The following is a 21,392-nucleotide window of genomic DNA, read 5'->3' as shown; positions in this document are numbered from 1 at the left end:
CAGCCAGAGGTTTACGAATAATACAAACGATACAAATAGTAACAAAAGAGCGGTAACAACCGCCCCACTATCAGCAGCGCCCTTAAACAAGATGTTAAGCACAACGCTTGTAGCGTCCGACCGCCATGGAGCATGGCTTTGTGGTGTCCGGACTCGAACAAGGACTTTTGACTCTTGGGGGGCCAAACCATGAACCTGACCAACCGCATTTTCATCCTGCTTGCCAGACTTTTCCCTGTTTTAACACCTGTCACCCACTATCACATCCTATGGCTGCTACTGGTCAGCCTGATGGGAAACTATAGCCTGGCCAAGGCACCGATTTACGGGCTTGAACACCCGGACCGCATCCCGGGCCAGTTTGTGGTTGTACTTAGGCCGGGAACACAAACAACCTCGGTCACACTGGCCAGCGCCCAAGTCCAATCCCATGGATTTGCAATAGAGCAGCAATTCACCCATACCTTCCCGGGATTCACAATCCGCAGCAATGGCAGCCCTTCGGCACAGGCGCTGGATACCGCTCTGGAGCAACTGGCCAATAACCCGCAAGTCGCTTTTATTGAAGCGGATCGCCGGGTCTACCTGAATCAACAACCCAGTCCCAGTCTGATACAGACACCCGCTACCTGGGGACTGGATCGCATTGACCAGCGCCGGCTACCGCTCAATAACCAATACAGTTACAAGACGACGGGCACCGGTGTGCACGCCTACGTCATCGACTCGGGTATTCGCGCCGACCATAGCGAATTTGGCGGGAGAGTCAGGGGCGGCGCCAGCTTTACCGGCAACCTGCCTGCGCTGGAGGATTGTACCGGTCACGGCACCCATGTGGCCGGCACCCTTGGTGGCAACCTTTATGGTGTAGCCAAGGCCGTTAACCTCTGGTCGGTGCGGGTATTCGACTGTTCTAACAGCGCGCCCTGGAGTTACGTTATTGCGGCGCTGGAATGGGTCATCGCCAACCACCAGCGTCCTGCGCTTATCAATATGAGCCTGAGTGGCTGGAGTTTTTACAGTGCAGATATCGCTGTGGATAACGCCGTCGCTGCCGGCATCACGGTCGTGGTTGCGGCGGGCAATAACAGTGACAATGCCTGCAATTATTCCCCTGCGGGTGCAACCAGTGCCATTACGGTTGGCGCCACCACTGCGACAGATATGCGTGCAGGCTTTTCCAACTGGGGGAGCTGCCTGGATCTCTTTGCTCCCGGTGAAAGTATTACCGCCGCCTGGAATAGCGGCCCCAATGACACCAATATCCTCAGCGGCACCTCCATGGCATCACCCCATGTCGCAGGGGCGGCAGCGCTCTACCTGCAGTCGCATCCCTCTGCTGCGCCAGCAGAAGTTGGGGAATTCCTGCGCAACCAGGCAAGCCTTAACCTGATTGGTGACGCAGGTAGCAACTCACCCAATCGCCTGCTCTACACCAACACCAGCGGTTATGCGGCAAACCTGCCGCAAGTCTACCTGCGTGGCGATGTGAACCAATGGGGTACCAGCAGTATGCAATTGGTCGCTGACAACTTATGGGAAATAGAGATTACCCAGGCTGCCAACAGCGATTACCGTTTCAAGTTTGATGTGTATGGCGACTGGTCAATCAACTACGGCGACAACCAGGGCGACGGCCTGGCGGATCTCTATGGCAGTGACATCAGCCTCCCCGCCCCTGGCAATTACCGTATTCGCTTTAATGACAACAGCCTGCAATATCAAATCCAACCACTCGACAACGGCACCCCACCCACCCCCTGGAAGCGAACCATTGTCTTTATTGAGGGGATCACCCAATCGGGACAGGATTTGTTTGTTCGCGGTGGCATAGATCACAACCATGCCCAATCCTTGGGAATCCAGTGCACACCGGAAAACAAACTCTGCGCTATCCCCATTCGCCACCTGAACCTGCGCAACAGCACAACAGTACCCTGGAAAGCCGGTGATAGCTTTCTGGACTGGTATGGCCCTGAAAATGACCAATCCGCTAACGCCCAGGGCTCACCACTGGACTGGACGACCAATCTCTGGCCGCAAAGCTGGGGAAATAAGCGCACAGTAGAAATCGATGGCTATGGGGAAACACCGCTGAATCTATGGGGGGACCATTATTGGATGCTGGACGTGGAAATGGATTGCTCGCGCACCCTGGATGGCTGGTTTGAACTGAAATCCTTTATCAGCGGCGGCCCCGGCTGGGAGGGCAATATCAGCCAGCCAGGTGCACCTTACATCAGCAACAACCATTTTGCGCGATGTGGGCATATCACGGCATTTCGCCGCAATCAGCATCAACCCCTGTGGGAGAGTGATATACCAAGTAATCTGTAACCTTCCCCTTCAATACTATGCTGTGGGGCCATAAATGCCCTACAGCATCACTGGTAGTCACCGCCATTGTTGCCAATCCCTACACAGCACCTTTTATGGGTAGAGAAAATTATTCTGTTTCAACCACAACTCCAGTGCCGTCGGCCAACTGGAAATTGTTCCCTGCCCTTGAATCATCCCGACACCGTGGATATTGGACTGGTAGACATGCAGTTCAGAACGTTTATTAAATTTCTGCACCTCGGTAAAAAATGCCAGGCTGTTGGTAACCGGCACAGACTGGTCTCCCGCACCGTGCAACATGAATACCGGGGGTACCTCTGCCGTAACCTGGTGTTGCAGGGAGTTCTCATGTACCAGTGCCGGATCAGGGTTTTCCCCCAGCAGCGCCTTGCGTGAACCGGCGTGGGCATCCGCTCCTTCGAGGGTAATCACGGGATACCCCAGGATTGAGAAATCCGGGCGGGCGCTGATAGCGGCCAGGGGATCGCCATCGTCAACGGTAAAGTCATGGCGTGTAGTGACACTGGCCGCCAGATGCCCACCGGCTGAAAAGCCGATCACACCCACCTTATCCAATGCAATACCCCAGTCAGATGCATTCTGGCGCACCAAACGAACAGCGCGTAAACCATCCAGCAACGGCGCCGGGAAACCGTATTCCACCATCCGGTACTTAACCACAAAGGCCGCCACACCGCGCTCAGCAAACCACTTGGCGACACCATGTCCCTCGTTATTAAGCGCCAAGCGCACATAGCCGCCACCGGGAAAGATCACCACAGCGGTGCCATTCGCCTTGTCCGGCTCAGGCCAATAGGGCGTCATACTCGGATTATCAACGGCGTAGACCCGCTGGTCTTTGACATGTTCGCGGTCGGGTGCCACCAGCGGCTTTTCTGCCCACAGGTAAATGGCACCTTGCGGACGGGATTGGGAATCGGGGGCGCTCATAGCATCGGGAACCACACTCAGGGAAAACAACAGGCAAAGCCAGCACCACGGCTGGCGATAATTCGCAGGCATAGGATGATCTCATTGTCAGAGGTTATAACAACAGGATTGACCGATGGGCGCTACCCCCCAGATCCCGGATACAAAAAGCCATCACCTTGGCCCTTGTCGGGACAATATAGTTATAAGGGCGCGGACATAACACTGCCGGTATGCAGGTTAGCGCATCCGGGTGTTATGGCGCGACGTTAATGCAAATGTACCTCGTCATCGCCCCACCAGTGGTTGAGTTGCCAATTGACTCGGCTGGGGTCGGCAGCACTGAGCAGCCATTCGCCAGCGACAACCTCCCAACGCTGCAAGCCTTCGCGCAAATCCGCCCAAACATGTTGGGAATCATCTTCAAGATAGGCTTTGGCCAGATCCACCTCTTCCACCAGCATCTGCTCAGCCGCCAACTCCAGCCGGACCAACTCATCAACCTCATGTTCCAGGGCCTGCTGGACCCCCGCCAGCGCACCGGTTTCCTCCGCGCTAAAGGGATAGTCCATGGGAGTTGAGTGATAGGGATTGTCGCGCTTCATGGTAAACCTCCTCGGCCTATGGCCGTTGGGTGAGCAGCATCGGGAGCCGCTCGAGATAGTGGTACCCAGTGGGCAGTACAGCCTCTATAATCACCGCCTTTGTCCGAACTCCATCTTCATTATAGGCCGTCCACGTCCATGCAAGAGCGCCCCATGCAAGAACAGTACAACCCCGCCGAAGTCGAGGCCCAGGCCCAGCAGTACTGGGAAGAACACCAGAGCTTTAACGTTATAGAAGACCCCGGCAAGGAAAAGTTCTACTGCCTGGCGATGTTCCCCTACCCCAGCGGCAAGCTGCACATGGGCCATGTGCGCAACTACACCATTACCGATGTGATCGCCCGCTACCAGCGCATGCAGGGCAAAAACGTACTGCACCCCATGGGTTGGGATGCCTTCGGCCTGCCGGCGGAAAACGCCGCCCTCAAGCACAACACCGCCCCCGCCAAATGGACCTACTCCAACACCGACCATATGCGCAACCAGCTCAAGCAGTTGGGCTTTGGCTTTGACTGGTCGCGCGAGCTCACCACCTGCAAACCCGAGTATTACCAGTGGGAGCAGTGGTTTTTTACTCGCTTGTATGAGAAGGGTCTGGTGTACAAAAAAATGTCCACCGTGAACTGGGACCCCATCGACCAAACCGTATTAGCCAATGAACAGGTGATCGATGGCCGCGGCTGGCGCTCCGGTGCGTTGGTAGAGCGCAAGGAGATTCCCCAGTGGTTTATCAAGATCACTGATTACGCTGAAGAATTGTTGAACGATCTGGACAAGCTGCCTAACTGGCCAGAACAAGTCAAAACCATGCAGCGCAACTGGATCGGCAAAAGCCGCGGCCTGGAAATGCGTTTCGATTTGCAATCGCCGGTGGGTGAGTTCACCAGCTTCGACATCTACACCACCCGCCCCGATACTTTAATGGGCGTGACCTATGTGAGCCTCGCCGCTGAGCACCCGATTGCCAAGTATCTGGCTGACAGCAACCCGGCGCTTGCACAATTCATTGCCGACTGCAAAGTGCAATCGGTCGCCGAAGCCGATATGGCGACCATGGAAAAGAAAGGCATGGATACCGGCATCAAAGCCTTGCACCCCATCACCGGTGAACCGGTTGCGGTCTGGGTCGCCAACTATGTGTTGATGGATTACGGTTCAGGTGCGGTGATGGCCGTACCGGCACACGACCAGCGCGATTACGAATTTGCGCAAAAATACCATCTGGGGATTACCCAGGTTATTGCACCACAGAACGGCGAAACGATTGATTTAAGCCAAGCCGCTTTCACCGACAAGGGTGTGCTGGTCAATTCCGGCGAATACGATGGCCTCGATTTTAACGCTGCCTTCGATGCCATTGCATCAACCCTGGAAATGGCCAACAAAGGCCGGGTAAAAACCAATTACCGTTTGCGCGATTGGGGGGTGTCACGTCAGCGCTACTGGGGTGCACCTATTCCCATGTTCAATTTACCCGAGGGTGGTGAAATTCCAGTGCCGGCGCACAAGCTGCCGATCCTGTTGCCGGAAGAGGTGGTGATGAACGGTGTTCAGTCGCCGATCAAAGCTGACCCGGAATGGAAAAAAGATGAGCTGGATGGTCAATACGTCGAGCGTGAAACGGATACCTTCGATACCTTTATGGAATCCAGTTGGTATTACGCGCGCTACACCTGCCCGAATTTTACCGATGGCATGATCAACAAAGCCGCCGCCGATTACTGGCTGCCCGTTGACCAATACGTGGGCGGCATCGAGCACGCCATTTTGCACCTGCTCTACTCACGCTTCTTCCACAAACTCATGCGCGACGAAGGCCTGGTCAGTGGCGACGAGCCTTTCGAGCGACTGCTCTGCCAGGGCATGGTAAATGCCGAATCCTTCTTCATTAAAAGTGAAGGCAAAGAGAACTGGATCGAACCGGAAAACGTGGTTATCGAGCGCGATGACAAAGGGCGCTTCATTGCAGCCAAGCATAAAATCACGGGTGATGCGGTGGAATTTGGCGGCGTAATTAAAATGTCCAAATCCAAAGCCAACGGTGTTGACCCGGAAAGTGTGATCAACCAATACGGCGCCGATACCGTGCGCCTGTTCACCATGTTCGCCGCACCGCCGGAGCAAAGCCTGGAGTGGAGTGATTCCGGTGTAGAAGGGGCGAGTCGTTTCCTGCGTCGGTTATGGAAGGCGGTGGAAGGGCATATCAACGCGGGCACACCGGGCAAGCTGGATGCAGCAAGCCTGCCACAACAGCAAAAAGATTTGCGCCGCAAAACCCACGAGACTATCCAGAAAGTCAGTGACGATTACGGTCGCCGCCAAACCTTTAACACGGCGATTGCTGCCGTCATGGAATTGCTCAACGAAACCAGCAAGCTCTCCGATCGCGCCAACCCGCAAGGTTTGGCGGTAGAGCGCGAAGCACTGGAAGCAGCCATACTGTTGCTCGCCCCCATTGTGCCGCACATCACCCAGGCACTGTGGATTGAGCTGGGCAATAGCGGTATTCCGCTTAACCAGCCCTGGCCGACACTCGATGAAAGTGCACTGGTGCGCTCCACCATCGAAGTGGTGGTACAGGTAAACGGCAAACTGCGCGGTAAAATCGATGCCGCCGTGGACGCACCTAAAGAGTTGTTGGAGCAGATAGCCGTACAACAGGAAAATGTGCAGAAATTCCTCGAAGGAGTAACTGTGCGCAAAGTGATTGTTGTACCTAACAAGCTAGTCAATATTGTGGCCAATTAATTGGCTGCACACACATAAAACGGCGGGCAGATGTCCGCCTTTGTATGGTTGTTGCTATGAAGAAAATTATCACCTGCCTGTTTCTGTTCACCCTGAGTGCATGTGGCTGGCATTTGCGCGGCTCAGAGACAACCGATAACTCCAGTGCGTATAACCAGCCACTTAAGCTGGTGATTACCAGCACGGACAACCATGGTCCGCTGATGAACGCTATACGCCAACAATTACCCACCTATAACCTCACCGAAGTGAAAAGTGACAGCAGCGCCTATTCACTGAATTTAAAAGACGTGAAAACCGATAAGCGCGCTGCCGGCGTTGGCAGTGATGCCCTGGTGAATGCCTATGAACTGATTTTGTCCGTGGATTACCAAATCCGCAGTCCCGCCAAAATTCTCACCAACCCCAATACACGCGGCAGCATATCGCGAACCTATAACTTTGAGGTTAACCAGGCCAACTACAGTGAACAGGAAGAAGCGTTGATTTTGCGCGAGATGTATCGCGACCTGGCCCAGCAAATCCTGCGCCGCCTCAAAGTGCTTGCCTATCAGGAAAAAACGGCCTCCAAGGCCAATTGACCATCATGCCCAAGCTGCGCCCGGAACAACTCGCTGCCGCACTGACCAAACAGCTGGCCCCGATTTACCTGGTATCTGGCGATGAGCCCCTGTTAATCCAGGAGGCTTGCGATAGCATTCGCGCAGCTGCGCGCAAACAGGGATTTGGCGAGCGCGAGCTCTATCATGCCGATAGCAATTTCGAGTGGGGGCAGTTATTAAGCGCCGCTAACAGCTTGTCACTTTTTGCGGAAAAAAAGATTATTGAATTGCGTATGCCCAGCGGCAAACCGGGAGACAAGGGAGGAAAAATCCTCCAGGAATATGCCCAATCTCCCGCTCCTGATAATTTACTGTTGATCGTTACCGAAAAACTTGACGGTGCCGCGCAAAAAAGCAAATGGTTTAAAGCCCTGGAAGATGCTGGACAGCATATCCAGGTTTGGCCGATTACCGCAGGCAATTTGCCGCGCTGGATTGGTCAGCGGTTGCAGCAAGCCGGATTGCAAGCCGACCCGGATGCGATTGAGCTACTGGCCTCCCGGATCGAAGGCAATTTGCTGGCAGCCGTACAGGAAATTGAAAAACTCAAGTTGCTCGCCAACCAGGGGCGCATCAACTATGAGCTGATGGCATCAGCCGTTGCAGACAGCGCCCGCTACGATGTGTTTGGCCTCACGGACAAGGCGTTACATGGCGATGCACGCGCTGCGGTAAAAACGCTACACGGCCTGAAAACAGAAGGCACGGAACCCATCACTATCCTCTGGGCGATAACGCGCGATATACGTATCCTGATCCAGGTATCGCAAGCGGTCGGACAGGGAAAACATTTTGATTGGGCAGCCAAGCAGGCTGGTGTCTGGGATAAGCGCCAACCGCTGATAAAAGCCGCGCTCAACCGATTGAAGCCCGCACAGTTACAGCAGTTGTTGCGCAAAGCCAATGGCATCGATAAGGCCATTAAAGGCATGCGCAACGCCGAGCCCTGGGATGAGTTACTGGATTTGGTATTGAATATCGCCGGTGTGCAAAGTTTGCATCCGGCCAACGAACGACTAAGCTTGAAAATTTGATAAATACTGATACTGCAAGGAATGTAGACACACAAAACACAACCGCTGAATAACAGGCAGCCCCCATGATGTTTGCGCGAATATATCGCGCAACACCGGGGCAACAAATAATATTGGCTCAGCAGGCATTTTCCTATGTTATCAGCACCTTTGCTCTCCGCCTTTATACTGGCACTTTCACTTGGATTTACTGCACTTGGCAGCAATGCCAGTGAAAACCTCCCCGGCACCATCCCCAGCAAACGCACCCAGGAGTTTCCCTGGATGTCAGTTGCCACCTGGGAGCGTATGCACGCCGAAGATGTCCTGATCGCCGAACACGACCAGGTCGACTTGCTGTTTATCGGTGACTCCATTACCGCCGGTTGGGACTGGCAACTCTGGCAGACCCATTTCGCGCCGTTAAAAGCTGCTAATTTTGCGATTGGCGCCGATCACACAGGCAATGTGTTGTGGCGACTGCAACACGGCACCATTGGCCAACTACACCCCAAACTCATTGTGGTTCTGATTGGCGTTAATAACCTCGGACATTTGCAGGAAAGCCCCGAGCAGGCGGCCGATGGTATTACCCGTGTGGTACAGCAACTACAACTGGCCTGGCCAAACAGCAGGATTTTATTAAATGCCGTGTTTCCGTTCGATGAGAAAGCCGACTCCCCTAATCGCGCCAAGGCAAAGCGATTGAACAGCATTATTAGCAAACTGGGCAATAACAAAACCATTTTCTTCAAGGATTATGGCCACGTGTTCCTGCAAAAAGATGGCTCCATTGCTGCCGAGGTCATGGCCGACTTCCTCCACCCGACGCCTGCAGGCTATAAGATTTGGGCCGAGGCTATGACTCCGGATATTCATAAGCTGCTGCAATAGCACCCAGCTGTGCGGGGACAGACAACCGCTGTCCCTTTCGCTTTCTTTCTATTCAGTCGGGTAATGCCTTATGAAATTGCTCTTTCCAATACTGTTATTGACGGGATCTTATTTCCTGTCTGCCTGCAACAATACGCAATCACTTATGTCATCCACACACACTATTGCCGCTAGCGATCCCCATATCCAGGTTATGGGGCGCACGCATATCAATGACGATGCCAGTCTCACCTTTGGTTATCCCGGCGTTAGCCTTTCCACAATTGTCGCAGGCTCGCGCCTGACCGCGGAGATGCAAAGCAGCAACGGCAATTCCTGGATTGATGTGATTATCGATAACCACCCACCCACAAGCATCAAACTGGATGCACAGCAGCAAACTGTTGAGCTCTTTCATTTCCCCAACAGTGGTGAACACAGGGTGGAGATTATCCACCGCTCGGAAAACTGGCATGGCCAGGTTACGCTTAAACAACTCACGCTGACCGGAACACAGTTTTTGCCAGCGCCGGTATTACCACAGCGAAAAATCCTTGTCCTGGGCGATTCCGTCACCTGCGGTGAGGCCATTGACAGGGTCGCCGGTGAAGACAAAAACACCCGTTGGTGGAATGCGCGCGAGTCCTACGGCATGCTCACCGCCAAGGCCCTGGATGCCCAGGTGCAGCTGGTGTGCTGGGGAGGGCGGGGACTGATTCGCAGCTGGAACGGCAAAACCGATGATGCCAACCTGCCGGATTTTTATCAGTTCACCCTGGGTGACACTGGTCAAGCTCCGCAATGGGATCACCATCGCTATCAACCCGACCTGATTATCAGTGCTATTGGCACTAACGATTTCAGCCCCGGTATTCCGGATCGCGCAACCTATATCAACACCTATACCCGCTTTGTTCGCACCCTGCTGGACAATCATCCGCAAGCGACAATCGTACTGACGGAAGGCGCTATCCTGAACGGCGACAAGAAGGCAGCCCTGGTGAGCTATATAGGGGAAACCCGGCAGCAACTGCACAGCAACCGGGTCTTTTACGCAAGCTCAAGCCATCACCCCGGCGATAACAGCGATGCACACCCCACCAAAGACCAGCATGCCGCCATGGCCCGGGAGCTGACTCCCCAACTGCGCCAGATTATGGACTGGTAAACCCCGATCAGCCGGGTCGTTACCCGGCTGACTCTCCCCCTTTGGTCCTATCACCCCATCCCCGTGGCGCAAAAAAAATCCAACAAGCTTATAGTCCAACAGAATATTTGTGTGCTATGTTTATTGATGCACTGGTACACAAGGATACTTGGGCACCAATAGCATGTAATAAAACCAATAATTTCAATGCGTTAAAGAAAACTCACCCGCTTAGACAGTTTTACCATCGCCACACCGGTGATGGGCAAGAAGCAATAACAATTACAACCTTCTCACCCTGGCTTATGACAACAGGTGATTTCTCTTCTCACAGGAGCTAATAACATGTTAAAAAACCTTTCCTTTATTTTGGCAGTATCGGTAGTGTTGAGTGCCTGCGGCGGCAGTGATGGCGACAGCAAGCGCTCCAGTAGTTCATCATCTTCCGTGGTATCCAGCAGCAGTGTCAGTTCGTCGGTCTCCTCGGAAGCGTCATCTTCCAGCACTGTCAGCTCTGTCGTATCCAGTGTTTCCAGTTCTGAGCAGGAACCAAGTTCCTCAAGTGTGGAGTCATCATCGTCATCCAGCGAAGAATCCTCTGAAAGCAGTTCGGTTGCCAGCAGCGTTTCCTCTTCTGAAAACAGCCAGCCATCTGCCGATCTCAGCCTGGGTTTTGCAGCGGGAATTGAGGGGTGGTTTGTTAATGGCGGCGGCACCAATTTATTGCTGGAGCACGACTCGCTAACACCCGCCTTGAAAATTACACCCCTTGCCTGGTCAGATACCGATAACTGGAAGCGCCAGGCACGAACTGAACTGGGTGATACTTACGATTTCAATGGCGCAACAGTCACTGCGGTCATCAATGTCCCGGCGTCTTACACGACTGACGGCTCCCTGATTTTGCAACTTGTCCTGCAAGGTACCGGTGCCGTCTATAGCTGGAACCCGGTTACCGACCTGGTGGCGGGCGACAACACTATCGTGTGGGAAATCAACCCCGAAACGCCGGCTAATGCTCAAGGCATCACCCATTTCGGTATTCAACTCACTACCCCACCATCCAGCCTGACCATCCTTGATCCTTTCCTGGTAAAAAGCATAGAAGTCAACTTTGCTGATGGCGGCAGTGCGAGTTCCAGTTCGGTTGCTTCCAGCGAAGCCAGTTCCAGTGTCGCCTCCAGTGTATCTGCGGTACTAACTGTTGACTTTGAAAATGATGACGCGGGTACGGTTTACGGTGCGACAGGCTGGGCTGCAACTGATGCAACCCCAACCGTAGTCACCATTGCCTCCATAACCGCAGGCTCCGGCTTACCTGCTAATGGTTCATCCACCAAAGTACTGCGCGTTACTGTCGGCAACTGGAATTCATCTCCGGTCGTTAATGTCTCATTGCCCGGTGACAAAACCCTGGCCAATTACGAAGTGAAAGTTGATGCCTATTTCCCCCATAACACGCTGGGCCTTAGCGAGGCGAATAACGGCTATAAGGATTTAACGCTGATGGCAGGTGCGACAGTCACTGGCGCCGTACAAACCGACAATGCACTGTATCACTCACATGTTGCCACCCAGGGTAATGTTGATGCATGGACAACCTTTACCCTGCCGGTTGATGCAACCAAAGGCGCTTCACTTTCCGGTGATATACAACTTTCCGTAGGCATATCCCGCTCCGCGGGCACCGACGCCGACGCTTATTACCTGGATAATATTCGCTTGGTTGAATTGCCCTGATCAGCAGGACAACAATAAAAAGGGCGCTGATGCCACTGCTGTCCCATAGTTTGTAGATAAAAGAAAAGCCTGTTTTCCAAGTTGATACAATGTAAGTGCGACCAAACATTGGTAAAACAAAGGAAAACAGGCTTTGTCACATTCTAACACCGCATTTCATCAACTACTCAAACCTTTATCGAGACATGAATTTGAAGCGGAAGCTAAAAAGCATCATGTCGGCCAAAAATTGCGCTCGGCCACCCGCTGGGATCAATTTGTCGGCATGGCCATGTCGCAGCTCTCTGGCCGCCAAAGCTTGCGTGATATTCAATCCAATCTCGAAGCACAGCAGCATAAACTTTATCATCTCGGTGCCAAGCCAATAGCCCGTTCAACGTTGGCACGAATCAACGAAGTACAGCCCGCCGAACTCTACAAACACGTATTTGCTCGTCTGCTTCACCGCTGTAAATCCATGCAGGGCAAACACAAATTCCAGTTTAAAAATCCGCTGTACTCCCTTGATGCCAGCGCGATTGATTTATCGCTGTCGGTATTTCCCTGGGCGGCGCATCGAGATGACACAGCAAATGTAAAATTAAGTGTTGGCCTGAATCATGGCACCCAAGTGCCGGAGTTTGTCGCACTCAGTGATGGCCAGGAAAACGACATGATTGAGGGACGAAAATTTGATTTTCCCAAAGGCAGCATCGTTGCGTTTGATAAAGGCTACGTGGATTACCGCTGGTTTAAGTTATTGACAGATAAAGGAGTTTTCTTTGTAACCCGCTTGCGCGCCAAAGCCGTCTATCGCGTGGAAGAACGTCGCTATGCCGACAGCAGCAAAGGTATTATCAGTGATCAGGTCATTCAATTATCCAGCGCTCATGCGATCAAACGCGGCGCACCGAAGTTGCGTCGAATTGGCTATCGTGACGCAACAACCGGCAAATTCTATGAGTTTCTCACCAACAACTTTCAGCTGGCGGCGGCCACAATTGCAGCGATTTATAAGGATCGCTGGCAGGTGGAGTTGTTCTTCAAAGCGATCAAACAAAACCTGAAGATCAAAGCGTTTGTGGGCACTTCAAGAAATGCGGTGTTAACACAAATTTGGATTGCCATGATTACGTATCTATTGTTGGCATTTTCGCGTCACAGCACTAAAGCGGGATGGACAGTTCAACGGATCATGAGGGTAATTCAGTTAAATTTGTTTGAGCGTAGGAGTCTAAAAAGCATCCTGATACCGGACCCGCCGAATCATAAAAAAAGCGAGCCTCAAATGAGGCTCGCCTTATGAGTAGAACTATGGGACAGCAGTGGCGCTGATGCGCCCTTTTTATTCACTATCGATTTACTTTCCAAAAGGCTTCAGCATCAAAATCAATTTGGGTAACAACGTCAATGTACCCAGCACGGCCATCAGCATGGCAAATGCGGTCAGCGCTCCAAAATAGATAGAAGGAATAAACTGAGACAACATCAAAATAGAGAAGCCGATAACAATAATGACCGAGGTGTAATACATGGCGCGGCCAATAGAGGCGTGCGACCTATGCATGGCGGCAACATAGTCCTTATCGATTGCATACTCATCGCGGAAGCGATAGAAGTATTGAATGGCCTGATCAACACCAACACCTACCACAATCGCAGCAATGGTTGTCGTCATCATATCCAACGGAATCCCAACCAGTCCCATAGCCCCCAATACCGTTGTGGCTGCCAGGAGATTCGGCAGTATGGAAATGAGCGCAATACTGAAGGAGCGGAACAAAACCATAATCATCAGCATAATCGCGGCAAAGACCACGCCAATCGTCGCAATCTGGGATTTAAACAAACTCTGCAGCATGTTGTTATAGAGCACGAGCATCCCGGTAAAGCTAACCTGCTCACGCGTAAAGCCGAGGTCATTTACCAGCGCCTGGCGGATACGCTCCACCAATTCAACCCGTTTGAGGTTTGGCGTTGTTTCCACGACACGCAGGGTAATCCGCGCCTGTTGTTTTCCGTCATTTAAATAGGGGTCAAGCATGAGGTGTTTGATATCGGCTGACAGCATATTGCGCATGACATTCAGCTCGAAATCATTCAGGCGCCCCTTATTAATATCCTGGGCCAACTGATAAGTCACCGCCAACGATTGGACCTTGCCGACCTCTGGCAGGGTTTCCAGGTACTCCTGTACCTTTTTGATCTGATCCAGTCCCGCAATACTAAACCAATAACTTGACTCTGCCGCCTGATGGCCATCGCCAAATGCCTCTTCCGCTGCACCAGCAAAAGGATCATCGCCGGAAAAGGGATCTTCCTCATTGCCATCATCACTGGATGATGCACTGGCAAAAGGGTCATCATCACCAAAGAAAGCGTCTGTTTCTGCACTGACCGGCGCAGTATCCGCTGAGGGTTCATCGCGCATATCCGCCAAAATAGCCGGGTCAGCATCGAGAATAATATCCAGCGATACGGTTCCACCCAGCTGCTGGTCAATCACCGTCAAACCTTTATAAATTTCGCTGGTATCCTTGAAGTAATCAACAAAGCGATTTTCAACTTGCAACTTGCTGATTCCCCAGATGCTGATGATCAGGGCGATTAAGCTCACCAACAATATTTTGCTGCCATGAAATTCTGCCAGGCGAGAAAACTTCAGTGTGGTTGCAGCAGACTTATCGCCACGATCCTTGGGCTCGCCCTTGGGCAAGAGCATCAGTCCCGCCGGCAGGACGATAAAAGTCACACTAAAACCCACCACCAGGCCAATTGTCATCATCCAGCCAAAATCGATAACCGGACGTATACCGCTCATCACCAGTGACACAAATGCGACCATGGTTGTTAATGCCGAATAGACACAGGGCACCGCCATGAATCTCATCGCCATCAGGACTAATTCGGACTGGGGACGATCGGGATGTTGCGCATGCACCTCGCGATAACGGACAACCAGATAAATATTGAACGCGAATACAATAATCAATAACAGAGCAACAAAGTTGGACGAAATAACCGTCATCCGCCAATCGATCCAGCTCAGCCACCCCAGCATCAGAATGACCGATGCAATACAGGCGCCCATAGGCAGTATTACAAAGCGCCACTGGCGGAATAACACGCCCAACATGACAATCATCAGCAATAACAATGCGGCCCCAAAGACCACCAAATCACTTTTGATATAGCTGATCATATCGCTGGTGATCATAGTGACGCCGCCGAGGAATATTTGCGCCTTGCCCTGGTATTTGGCGACTATGTCACGCACCTCCTGTACCCGCTCTGCATCGCGAGCAGCTACCTGGGTGCGATAAGCCAGGAACTCGGCAGCAACCTGCTCCAGCTCACGCTCTTCCTCTGCGGTTAACCCCTCATGATGGCGCTTATAGCGCAGCGCATCGCGCTGGCGCGCAAGTTCAATGTATTTATTGTTAACCTTGAGATTGAGTTGGATCGCCGAGGTCTTACTGTCCGGGCTCAACAACATCTTGCGATAAATGGGACTGTGCAAGAACTCCTGTCGAACCATTTCCCGCTCCACCCCGGGAGTCAGCAATGTACGCGTGGATTCTTTTTGCTCCGCCAGTGAGCGCATAGGGCTGTACAACAGGGGCACACTAATAATCGAATTTACCCCGGCCACTCCCTCTACCGCAGCCAGTTCACTGGTCAGAGCCTTGAGTGTTTCGATCGACTCGTCGGAAAACATTTCAGCCTTGGGACTGTATGTCAGCACCAGGAAATCACCGTGCTGGTAACGCTGACTGATCTCGCGGAAGTAATCGATCGAGGTATCGTTCTCCAGCGTCAATGAATCCGCCGAAGCATCGAGCTTCATGTAACGCATACCATAGGCGGCAATCAAGGTGAGGAGTATCAGGATACCGAGGGCCAGACGGGGACGCTCAATAATCAACGCGCGGTACAAGGAAGACAATAAATGCATGTAATATCCCGTTCAGTGCAGTGAAGACTGGGAGGTCACGATAGAAAGGAGGCGCCATTATGCCAGCGACCTTGTATGAAAACAGTAAAACCTGAACCCTCACCAGGAACACAGCCATGCTGGTGACAAAGGTCAAACAGGACTAGTCCGTATCTGCCTTCTTATGCCCATCACTGTGCCCCAGCGATCGCTCCGGACAGAGTAGATCCCTCACTCGCTGCTTGAGTTCCTTGGCTTCGGGAAATCCCCCGTCCCGCACCCGGTCCCAGACCAATTGGTCATTGAGCCAAACATGGAATACACCACCGGTGCCCGGATGCAAGCTTACTTCGTCCAGCTCCCCATCAAAGGTCGTCAGCAGCTCCTGCGCCAACCAGGCTGAACGCAACATCCAGCGGCACAGATTGCAATAGTGAATAACGACCCTGTTACGGGCCAGGGGAATTTCAGGGGTTACAGGACTGGAGGCATTCTTATCTGACATGTGATTGCTCTTTATAGGCTGAGTTACTAAAATCCGGTCAATGTGCAGCAGCTCAGCATATGGCGCAAAAATCAACAAAAATGCGCCATTCGGCTGCCAAATAGCGACGACAGGCGCCAATTTGCCTCAAGGAGCACATGATCACCAGGGTGCGGAGCCGATTGCAAGCGAAAGCCTGCAGATGTTCACCAGAATACGGACAGCGAGATGCTAAAGCTTCACTTTAAAGATCACCGCCTGCCTCCGCTCTGGGTAGTGGAAAAGCTCTATTCCATTGGCTCAGCTCCCGACAATCAACTGGTCATCAAAGACGAGGATATAGATCCGGTTCACGCCAAGGTGATCCGCGAAGATAACAAGTTTTTCCTCAAGGACAACAACAGCCATAGCGGTTGTTTCGTCAATGGCCAGCGTATTACCCAAAAGGAGATAATTCCGGGCGATATACTGCGTTTTGGCAGTGTCGAGATTATCGTACTGGACCCGCGCAGCCTGCCAGATAAAGGGCACAACCAGGCTCCCTGGCGCCTGGTCTCCGATAGCAGTTGGCTGGCCGGCAAACAATTCCAGGTACCTCCCGACAAGAGCCTGGTTATGGGGCGCGGCAACCAATGCGATATTGTTATTCCCGGCACCCACCTATCGCGCCGCCACGCGGAGATCTGCGTCGAGGGCAACCACCTGCGCATCCGCGACCTCGGCTCTGCCAATGGCACCTTTCTGAACGATGTGCAGATCAGTAATGCCACTGCCAATAACGGTGATCGCTTACGCCTTGATGTCTACAGTTTCCGAATTATTGCCCCCGATACCGATAGCAATAAAACCCGCTTGCGCAAACCCATTGATGAACTCGCCAAGCCTATCGAGCGCAAGCAGCCCAGCAGCCAACCCAAGCGCTGGAAAACCCGCCCGACATCTCCCGGCAACCGTATAGAACCAACCTACAATAACAGCCGACGTGGTACCTGGTTGGCACTGGCAGCCGCCGTGCTTGCCGCCATAGCGATTGTGGCAATTCTGCTGTGGTAGAATCCGCGCCATCTCGATGATTCACGGTAGCCAATTCCCAGGAACCTACCCGCGAGACCTATATTGATAACCCTCTGATTCAGGACAACATCATGAGCTTTGAAAAAATCCCCGCTGGCAAAAGCCTGCCCGATGACTTCTACGTTGTTATCGAAATTCCCGCCAACAGCAGTATCAAATACGAAATCGACAAAGATGCCGATGCCCTGTTTGTTGATCGTCTGATCAGTACCCCGATGTACTACCCCTGCAACTACGGTTATATCCCGCAAACCCTGTGTGGTGATGGCGATGCCGCCGACGTGTTGGTGGTATTCCCGCAGCCCGTACAAGCAGGTTCTGTAATTCGCTGCCGTCCCCTGGGCGTACTGAAAATGACCGATGAAGCGGGTGAAGATGCCAAGATCGTTGCCGTTCCTCACGACAAGCTGACCACCCTCTACAGCAAGGTACAAAGCCTCTCTGACCTGCCTGAAGTGACAGTCAAGCAAATCGAACACTTCTTCGAGCACTACAAGGATCTGGAGAAAGGCAAGTGGGTAAAGGTCGCGGGCTGGGGAGATGTTGAAGAAGCGCGTGCAGAAATCCTCAAAGCGGTCGAAACCTATAAGGCCAGCAACAAATAACATAACAGCCGTAATACCGGGCCTGATCTTGTGAGAGAGATCAATCCCATCCACCGCAACAGTGGATGGGATTAGCCGGCCCATAACAGGACGCCCCGAGCCATAACCATAGAAGTGGGCATACACCTGACATTCGGCAGGGATCAAGCCGATCACCATAAAAGCAACCAGAGAGCGTGCACAGCTGCCAGCATCTGCTCAGCGGTCGACTGCACACAATAACAAAATCTGTCCGGCCCCGGGTGACACAGGCCAGCGATCTGCATTGCCCGGCAACTCTACTCGATAACAGGTATTACACATGCACTCTGCCCCTGCAACCAGACACCCGCTCCTCTGGGTACCCTCCGGCTATTTCACCATGGCATTGACCTATAACATGCTGACCGCTGCTGCCGTCATTATGTTCAGCAACCTGGGTATGGATAACGGTGAAGCGGCTGCCTATGCCAGCGCACTTGGATTGGCCTATACCATCAAGCCGTTTTTTGCCGCCTTTCTGGAAATGTACAAAACCAAAAAGTTTTTTGTACTTCTGAGCCAAATACTGCTCGGTGTTGGTTTTATCGGTGTATCACTGGTCATGAACCTGCCCAATTATATTCCCTTGATGCTGGCGTTCTTTTGGGTGTTATCGTTCATCGGCTCCTCACAGGACATCACCACCGATGGTGTTTATGTCACCTCATTGGATGCCAAATCCCAAGCCCTGTTCTGCGGCTGGCAAAGCCTGAGCTGGAACCTCGGCAAGCTGGCGATGATGAGCGTCATGGTCATGCTCAGCGGTTTCCTGCATGAGCACTATTTCGGTAACGATCCTCATGCTTCTGGTCCTGAATGGATTAACTCCTGGCAACTGGTATTCCTCATGATGGGCATCATTATGCTCGTGATGGCACTTTGGCATTGGCGGGTAATGCCCGATGGCGCACGCGCGGAAAACACACCACGCACCCCCGGTGAAGCCATTTCCACTCTGGTTGATGCATTTGTCACTTTTTTCCAAAAGCAGGGAATCTGGTTAATGATCGGCTTCGCACTGCTGTTCCGCATCAGCTTCGGATTTTTGAATGCACCCAGTATGCTGTTTATGAAGGACTCGCTGGAAAACGGTGGCCTATCGCTTACCAACCAGGAGTTTGGCTTGATTTATGGCACATTCGGTTTGATTGCCCTGCTCGTCGGTTCCCTGATTGGTGGCGCTTATGTGGCGAAAAAAGGACTGCAAAAAGCGCTGTTCCCCCTCTGCTGTTGCGTCAATATTCCCAATATCACTTTCCTGTTAATGGCCTTCTACCAGCCTGACAGCCATGTGTTAATCAGCCTCGGCGTTGTTATTGAGCAATTCTTTTTTGGTATAGGCTCAGTGGGTTTCATGATCTACCTCATGCAGCAGTTGGCTCCCGGCAAATATGCCACCACACACTATGCCTTTGGTACTGCATTGATGGGATTGTGCATGATGTTAACCGGGATGGTTAGCGGACACCTGCAGGTTGCTATGGGTTACGTGGGATATTTTGTCTTCGTGATGCTGGCCACCATTCCTTCTTTTTTAATTTGCTGGTTTGCTCCCTTCCCACACAAGCACGATTGATTCCGCCTGTACTATAGCATGTGCGCAAGGTTACTAACCGGGTCATCCGGGTTAGTAACCTTGCGATGCAGTGAGCCGGTATTAACGCATTGCAGAAAAATAGGCCGCCATTAACAATATGCGCCTTTTACATGGCTCAACAAGGCAGACGCATGGTTTTTTCCCGATGTGCTCAATGGTTACACTTGCTCGTTTTCTCAACGGTACTCTGGGGTTGCGGAGGGGGCTCATCATCCACTAACAACACCGCCAATTCATCCATTGCCGATGCGTCATCCAGTAGCATCAGCTATAGCTCCAGTAGTGTCCTGTCGGTTGTGTCCAGCTCTTTGTCCAGCCAACCGGTATCGACTCAGTCCATTTCATCACTGAGCAGCGTGCAGAGTACATCATCTGCCATGCTATCCAGCACCAGCTCATCGCACATCAGCAGCCGTGCAGAATCCAGTAGCAGCGTCAGTGAAAAAGAATTTGAACCTGTCAGCCTGCAAAGCCAGATCAATCGCGTTCAACCCATGACCGGCATTGTCTTTTGGAGTGATAACACCAGCGCACTTAGTGCACTGGGGCAGGATGTACAACTCGAATTCTCCTATATGCTGTACCGCGATGTGGTTACCCGCATCGGCACTTATAGCTGGGCAGCTGTCGACCAAAAACTGGCACAGGCAGCAGCGCGCGGCCACCAGATGATTTTCCGCTTTCGCGATACCTATCCCGGTATTACCCAATCATCAATTCCCGATGGACTTCCCTACCACATCAGTAAAGTCGAAGGCCAAAATACCTTTATCCCCGATTGGTCATCCACCGGGTTGCGTGAATTTATCCTAGACTTCTTCACCCGCTTTGCCGCACGTTATGACAATGACCCGCGGCTCGCCTTTGTCCAGGTAGGTTTTGGTTCTTATGCAGAATATCACCTGTATGACGGCCAACCCGAACTCGGTAAAAACTTTCCAGACAAAAGCTTCCAGGCCAATTTTTTAAACCACATGGCAGAAGTGTTTTCGCAGACTCCCTGGTCGATCTCAATTGATGCCACAAGTTCTGATTACAGTCCTTTCCAGGCGACGCCAGCCCTGAAAAATTTGCGTTTTGGTTTATTTGATGACTCCTTCATGCACAAGGAACACTCGGAAAATGATAGCGAATACAACCGGGCATCCTGGTTATTCTTTGGGGCTAACCGTTATCACACCAATCCGGCTGGCGGTGAGTTCAGTTACTACTCAACTTACGACCAGCGCAATGTCCTGAGTACAAATGGTCCCTATGGCAAAACCTTTGAAGACTTTGCTCACCAGTACAACGTCACTTATATGATTGGTAACGACCAATATGCTTATCAGAGCAAAGCGCGAATCAGGCAAGCCGCCATGGCAACAGGCTATGCATTTCGCCTCACCCTGTTGGAAAGTAATGGCAACAGGGTGCGCCTGCGCATTCGCAATGAAGGTATTGCTCCCCTTTATTACGACGCCTACCCCAGTGTGAATAACCAACGTGCGACACAAAGCCTGAAAGGGTTATTACCTTCAAACTCACTGGATATGGAAATTCATCCGGGCACGCACAATCCACTCGACATCCAGATAAAGATTGACAGCGACCGGCTGGTGACAGGGCAGGTTATCCAATTCAATGCAAATCTCTAGGCCGTTATCGATACAAGGCCGGTGTGGCATAAAAGACCAACCATAAAAAAAACGCCCGCAAAT

General features: G+C 52.2%; 16 protein-coding genes. 12 read left to right on the top strand and 4 right to left on the bottom strand.

The features are described from left to right. The first annotated feature begins 189 nt into the window (after nucleotides 1-189). Entirely contained in the window at nucleotides 190-2,337 is a 2,148-nt protein-coding gene (locus tag CJA_RS18520) for a S8 family serine peptidase (RefSeq protein WP_012486137.1), read from the top strand. 93 nt (nucleotides 2,338-2,430) lie between these two features. On the opposite strand, the gene CJA_RS02240 is transcribed toward CJA_RS18520, so the two are convergent. Beyond that, nucleotides 2,431-3,363 carry an alpha/beta hydrolase gene (locus CJA_RS02240; protein ID WP_012486136.1) on the bottom strand — a complete coding sequence of 311 codons (933 nt, stop codon included), beginning with the start codon at nucleotides 3,361-3,363 and terminating at the stop codon, nucleotides 2,431-2,433. Nucleotides 3,364-3,539: 176 nt separating this feature from the next. Then, nucleotides 3,540-3,875 carry a zinc ribbon-containing protein gene (locus CJA_RS02235; RefSeq protein WP_012486135.1) on the bottom strand — a complete coding sequence of 112 codons (336 nt, stop codon included), beginning with the start codon at nucleotides 3,873-3,875 and terminating at the stop codon, nucleotides 3,540-3,542. A 153-nt stretch (nucleotides 3,876-4,028) separates the two neighbouring features. On the opposite strand from CJA_RS02235, the gene leuS reads away from it, so the two are divergent. From leuS to CJA_RS02200, 7 genes are all read left to right on the top strand, one after another. Then, nucleotides 4,029-6,623: a leucine--tRNA ligase gene (gene leuS, locus CJA_RS02230; protein WP_012486134.1), complete on the top strand. Its 2,595-nt coding sequence runs from the start codon at nucleotides 4,029-4,031 to the stop codon at nucleotides 6,621-6,623. Between the two features lie 56 nt (nucleotides 6,624-6,679). Next, on the top strand, nucleotides 6,680-7,204 hold the full coding sequence (locus CJA_RS02225; RefSeq protein ID WP_148208785.1) for an LPS-assembly lipoprotein LptE: 525 nt from the start codon (nucleotides 6,680-6,682) through the stop codon (nucleotides 7,202-7,204). Nucleotides 7,205-7,209: 5 nt separating this feature from the next. Next, nucleotides 7,210-8,259, top strand: coding sequence for a DNA polymerase III subunit delta (holA, locus tag CJA_RS02220; RefSeq protein WP_012486132.1), 1,050 nt, complete (start codon nucleotides 7,210-7,212; stop codon nucleotides 8,257-8,259). A 135-nt stretch (nucleotides 8,260-8,394) separates the two neighbouring features. Further along, nucleotides 8,395-9,132, top strand: a complete 738-nt coding sequence (locus tag CJA_RS02215) for a GDSL-type esterase/lipase family protein (protein ID WP_148208784.1) — start codon at nucleotides 8,395-8,397, stop codon at nucleotides 9,130-9,132. Nucleotides 9,133-9,277: 145 nt separating this feature from the next. Beyond that, nucleotides 9,278-10,279 carry a bifunctional acetylxylan esterase/glucomannan deacetylase AxeC2 gene (gene axe2C / locus CJA_RS02210; protein WP_238526810.1) on the top strand — a complete coding sequence of 334 codons (1,002 nt, stop codon included), beginning with the start codon at nucleotides 9,278-9,280 and terminating at the stop codon, nucleotides 10,277-10,279. A 324-nt stretch (nucleotides 10,280-10,603) separates the two neighbouring features. Next, a complete protein-coding gene (locus CJA_RS02205; protein WP_041550934.1) occupies nucleotides 10,604-11,998 on the top strand; it encodes a hypothetical protein in 1,395 nt (464 codons plus the stop codon). 133 nt (nucleotides 11,999-12,131) lie between these two features. Continuing rightward, entirely contained in the window at nucleotides 12,132-13,283 is a 1,152-nt protein-coding gene (locus CJA_RS02200) for an IS4-like element ISCja2 family transposase (protein ID WP_012485938.1), read from the top strand. A 54-nt stretch (nucleotides 13,284-13,337) separates the two neighbouring features. Here the strand turns inward: CJA_RS02200 and CJA_RS02195 are convergent, their stop codons facing one another. Together CJA_RS02195 and CJA_RS02190 are read right to left on the bottom strand one after the other, a co-directional pair. Then, nucleotides 13,338-15,932 carry an efflux RND transporter permease subunit gene (locus tag CJA_RS02195; protein ID WP_012486127.1) on the bottom strand — a complete coding sequence of 865 codons (2,595 nt, stop codon included), beginning with the start codon at nucleotides 15,930-15,932 and terminating at the stop codon, nucleotides 13,338-13,340. Nucleotides 15,933-16,074: 142 nt separating this feature from the next. Beyond that, nucleotides 16,075-16,416: an Rdx family protein gene (locus CJA_RS02190; RefSeq protein WP_049765386.1), complete on the bottom strand. Its 342-nt coding sequence runs from the start codon at nucleotides 16,414-16,416 to the stop codon at nucleotides 16,075-16,077. 207 nt (nucleotides 16,417-16,623) lie between these two features. Here CJA_RS02190 and CJA_RS02185 point away from each other — a divergent pair, with 207 nt between their 5' ends. From CJA_RS02185 to CJA_RS02170, 4 genes are all read left to right on the top strand, one after another. After that, complete coding sequence (locus CJA_RS02185) at nucleotides 16,624-17,448, top strand: FHA domain-containing protein (RefSeq protein ID WP_012486125.1); 825 nt, start codon at nucleotides 16,624-16,626, stop codon at nucleotides 17,446-17,448. Nucleotides 17,449-17,540: 92 nt separating this feature from the next. Next, nucleotides 17,541-18,074, top strand: coding sequence for an inorganic diphosphatase (gene ppa, locus CJA_RS02180; RefSeq protein ID WP_012486124.1), 534 nt, complete (start codon nucleotides 17,541-17,543; stop codon nucleotides 18,072-18,074). A gap of 301 nt (nucleotides 18,075-18,375) precedes the next feature. Then, the gene (locus CJA_RS02175; RefSeq protein WP_012486123.1) at nucleotides 18,376-19,671 is read left to right on the top strand and encodes an MFS transporter; all 1,296 of its coding nucleotides are present in this window, start codon (nucleotides 18,376-18,378) and stop codon (nucleotides 19,669-19,671) included. Between the two features lie 152 nt (nucleotides 19,672-19,823). After that, nucleotides 19,824-21,329 (top strand): DUF4832 domain-containing protein, encoded by a 1,506-nt coding sequence (locus tag CJA_RS02170; protein WP_148208783.1) that lies wholly within the window; start codon nucleotides 19,824-19,826, stop codon nucleotides 21,327-21,329. Nucleotides 21,330-21,392: the final 63 nt, after the last annotated feature.

The organism is Cellvibrio japonicus Ueda107, assembly GCF_000019225.1.
GTDB classification, from domain to species: domain Bacteria; phylum Pseudomonadota; class Gammaproteobacteria; order Pseudomonadales; family Cellvibrionaceae; genus Cellvibrio; species Cellvibrio japonicus.
Note: the sequence above shows the minus strand (reverse complement) of the source record. Positions and strands in the feature narration are given on the sequence as shown.

What these genes read in the sequence shown, in the direction of transcription:
- CJA_RS18520 (WP_012486137.1), top strand. Translation starts at nt 190, where the DNA reads ATGAACCTGACCAACCGCATTTTCATCCTGCTTGCCAGACTTTTCCCT.
- CJA_RS02240 (WP_012486136.1), bottom strand. Translation starts at nt 3,363, where the DNA reads ATGCCTGCGAATTATCGCCAGCCGTGGTGCTGGCTTTGCCTGTTGTTT.
- CJA_RS02235 (WP_012486135.1), bottom strand. Translation starts at nt 3,875, where the DNA reads ATGAAGCGCGACAATCCCTATCACTCAACTCCCATGGACTATCCCTTT.
- leuS (WP_012486134.1), top strand. Translation starts at nt 4,029, where the DNA reads ATGCAAGAACAGTACAACCCCGCCGAAGTCGAGGCCCAGGCCCAGCAG.
- CJA_RS02225 (WP_148208785.1), top strand. Translation starts at nt 6,680, where the DNA reads ATGAAGAAAATTATCACCTGCCTGTTTCTGTTCACCCTGAGTGCATGT.
- holA (WP_012486132.1), top strand. Translation starts at nt 7,210, where the DNA reads ATGCCCAAGCTGCGCCCGGAACAACTCGCTGCCGCACTGACCAAACAG.
- CJA_RS02215 (WP_148208784.1), top strand. Translation starts at nt 8,395, where the DNA reads ATGTTATCAGCACCTTTGCTCTCCGCCTTTATACTGGCACTTTCACTT.
- axe2C (WP_238526810.1), top strand. Translation starts at nt 9,278, where the DNA reads ATGTCATCCACACACACTATTGCCGCTAGCGATCCCCATATCCAGGTT.
- CJA_RS02205 (WP_041550934.1), top strand. Translation starts at nt 10,604, where the DNA reads ATGTTAAAAAACCTTTCCTTTATTTTGGCAGTATCGGTAGTGTTGAGT.
- CJA_RS02195 (WP_012486127.1), bottom strand. Translation starts at nt 15,932, where the DNA reads ATGCATTTATTGTCTTCCTTGTACCGCGCGTTGATTATTGAGCGTCCC.
- CJA_RS02190 (WP_049765386.1), bottom strand. Translation starts at nt 16,416, where the DNA reads ATGTCAGATAAGAATGCCTCCAGTCCTGTAACCCCTGAAATTCCCCTG.
- CJA_RS02185 (WP_012486125.1), top strand. Translation starts at nt 16,624, where the DNA reads ATGCTAAAGCTTCACTTTAAAGATCACCGCCTGCCTCCGCTCTGGGTA.
- ppa (WP_012486124.1), top strand. Translation starts at nt 17,541, where the DNA reads ATGAGCTTTGAAAAAATCCCCGCTGGCAAAAGCCTGCCCGATGACTTC.
- CJA_RS02175 (WP_012486123.1), top strand. Translation starts at nt 18,376, where the DNA reads ATGCACTCTGCCCCTGCAACCAGACACCCGCTCCTCTGGGTACCCTCC.
- CJA_RS02170 (WP_148208783.1), top strand. Translation starts at nt 19,824, where the DNA reads ATGGTTTTTTCCCGATGTGCTCAATGGTTACACTTGCTCGTTTTCTCA.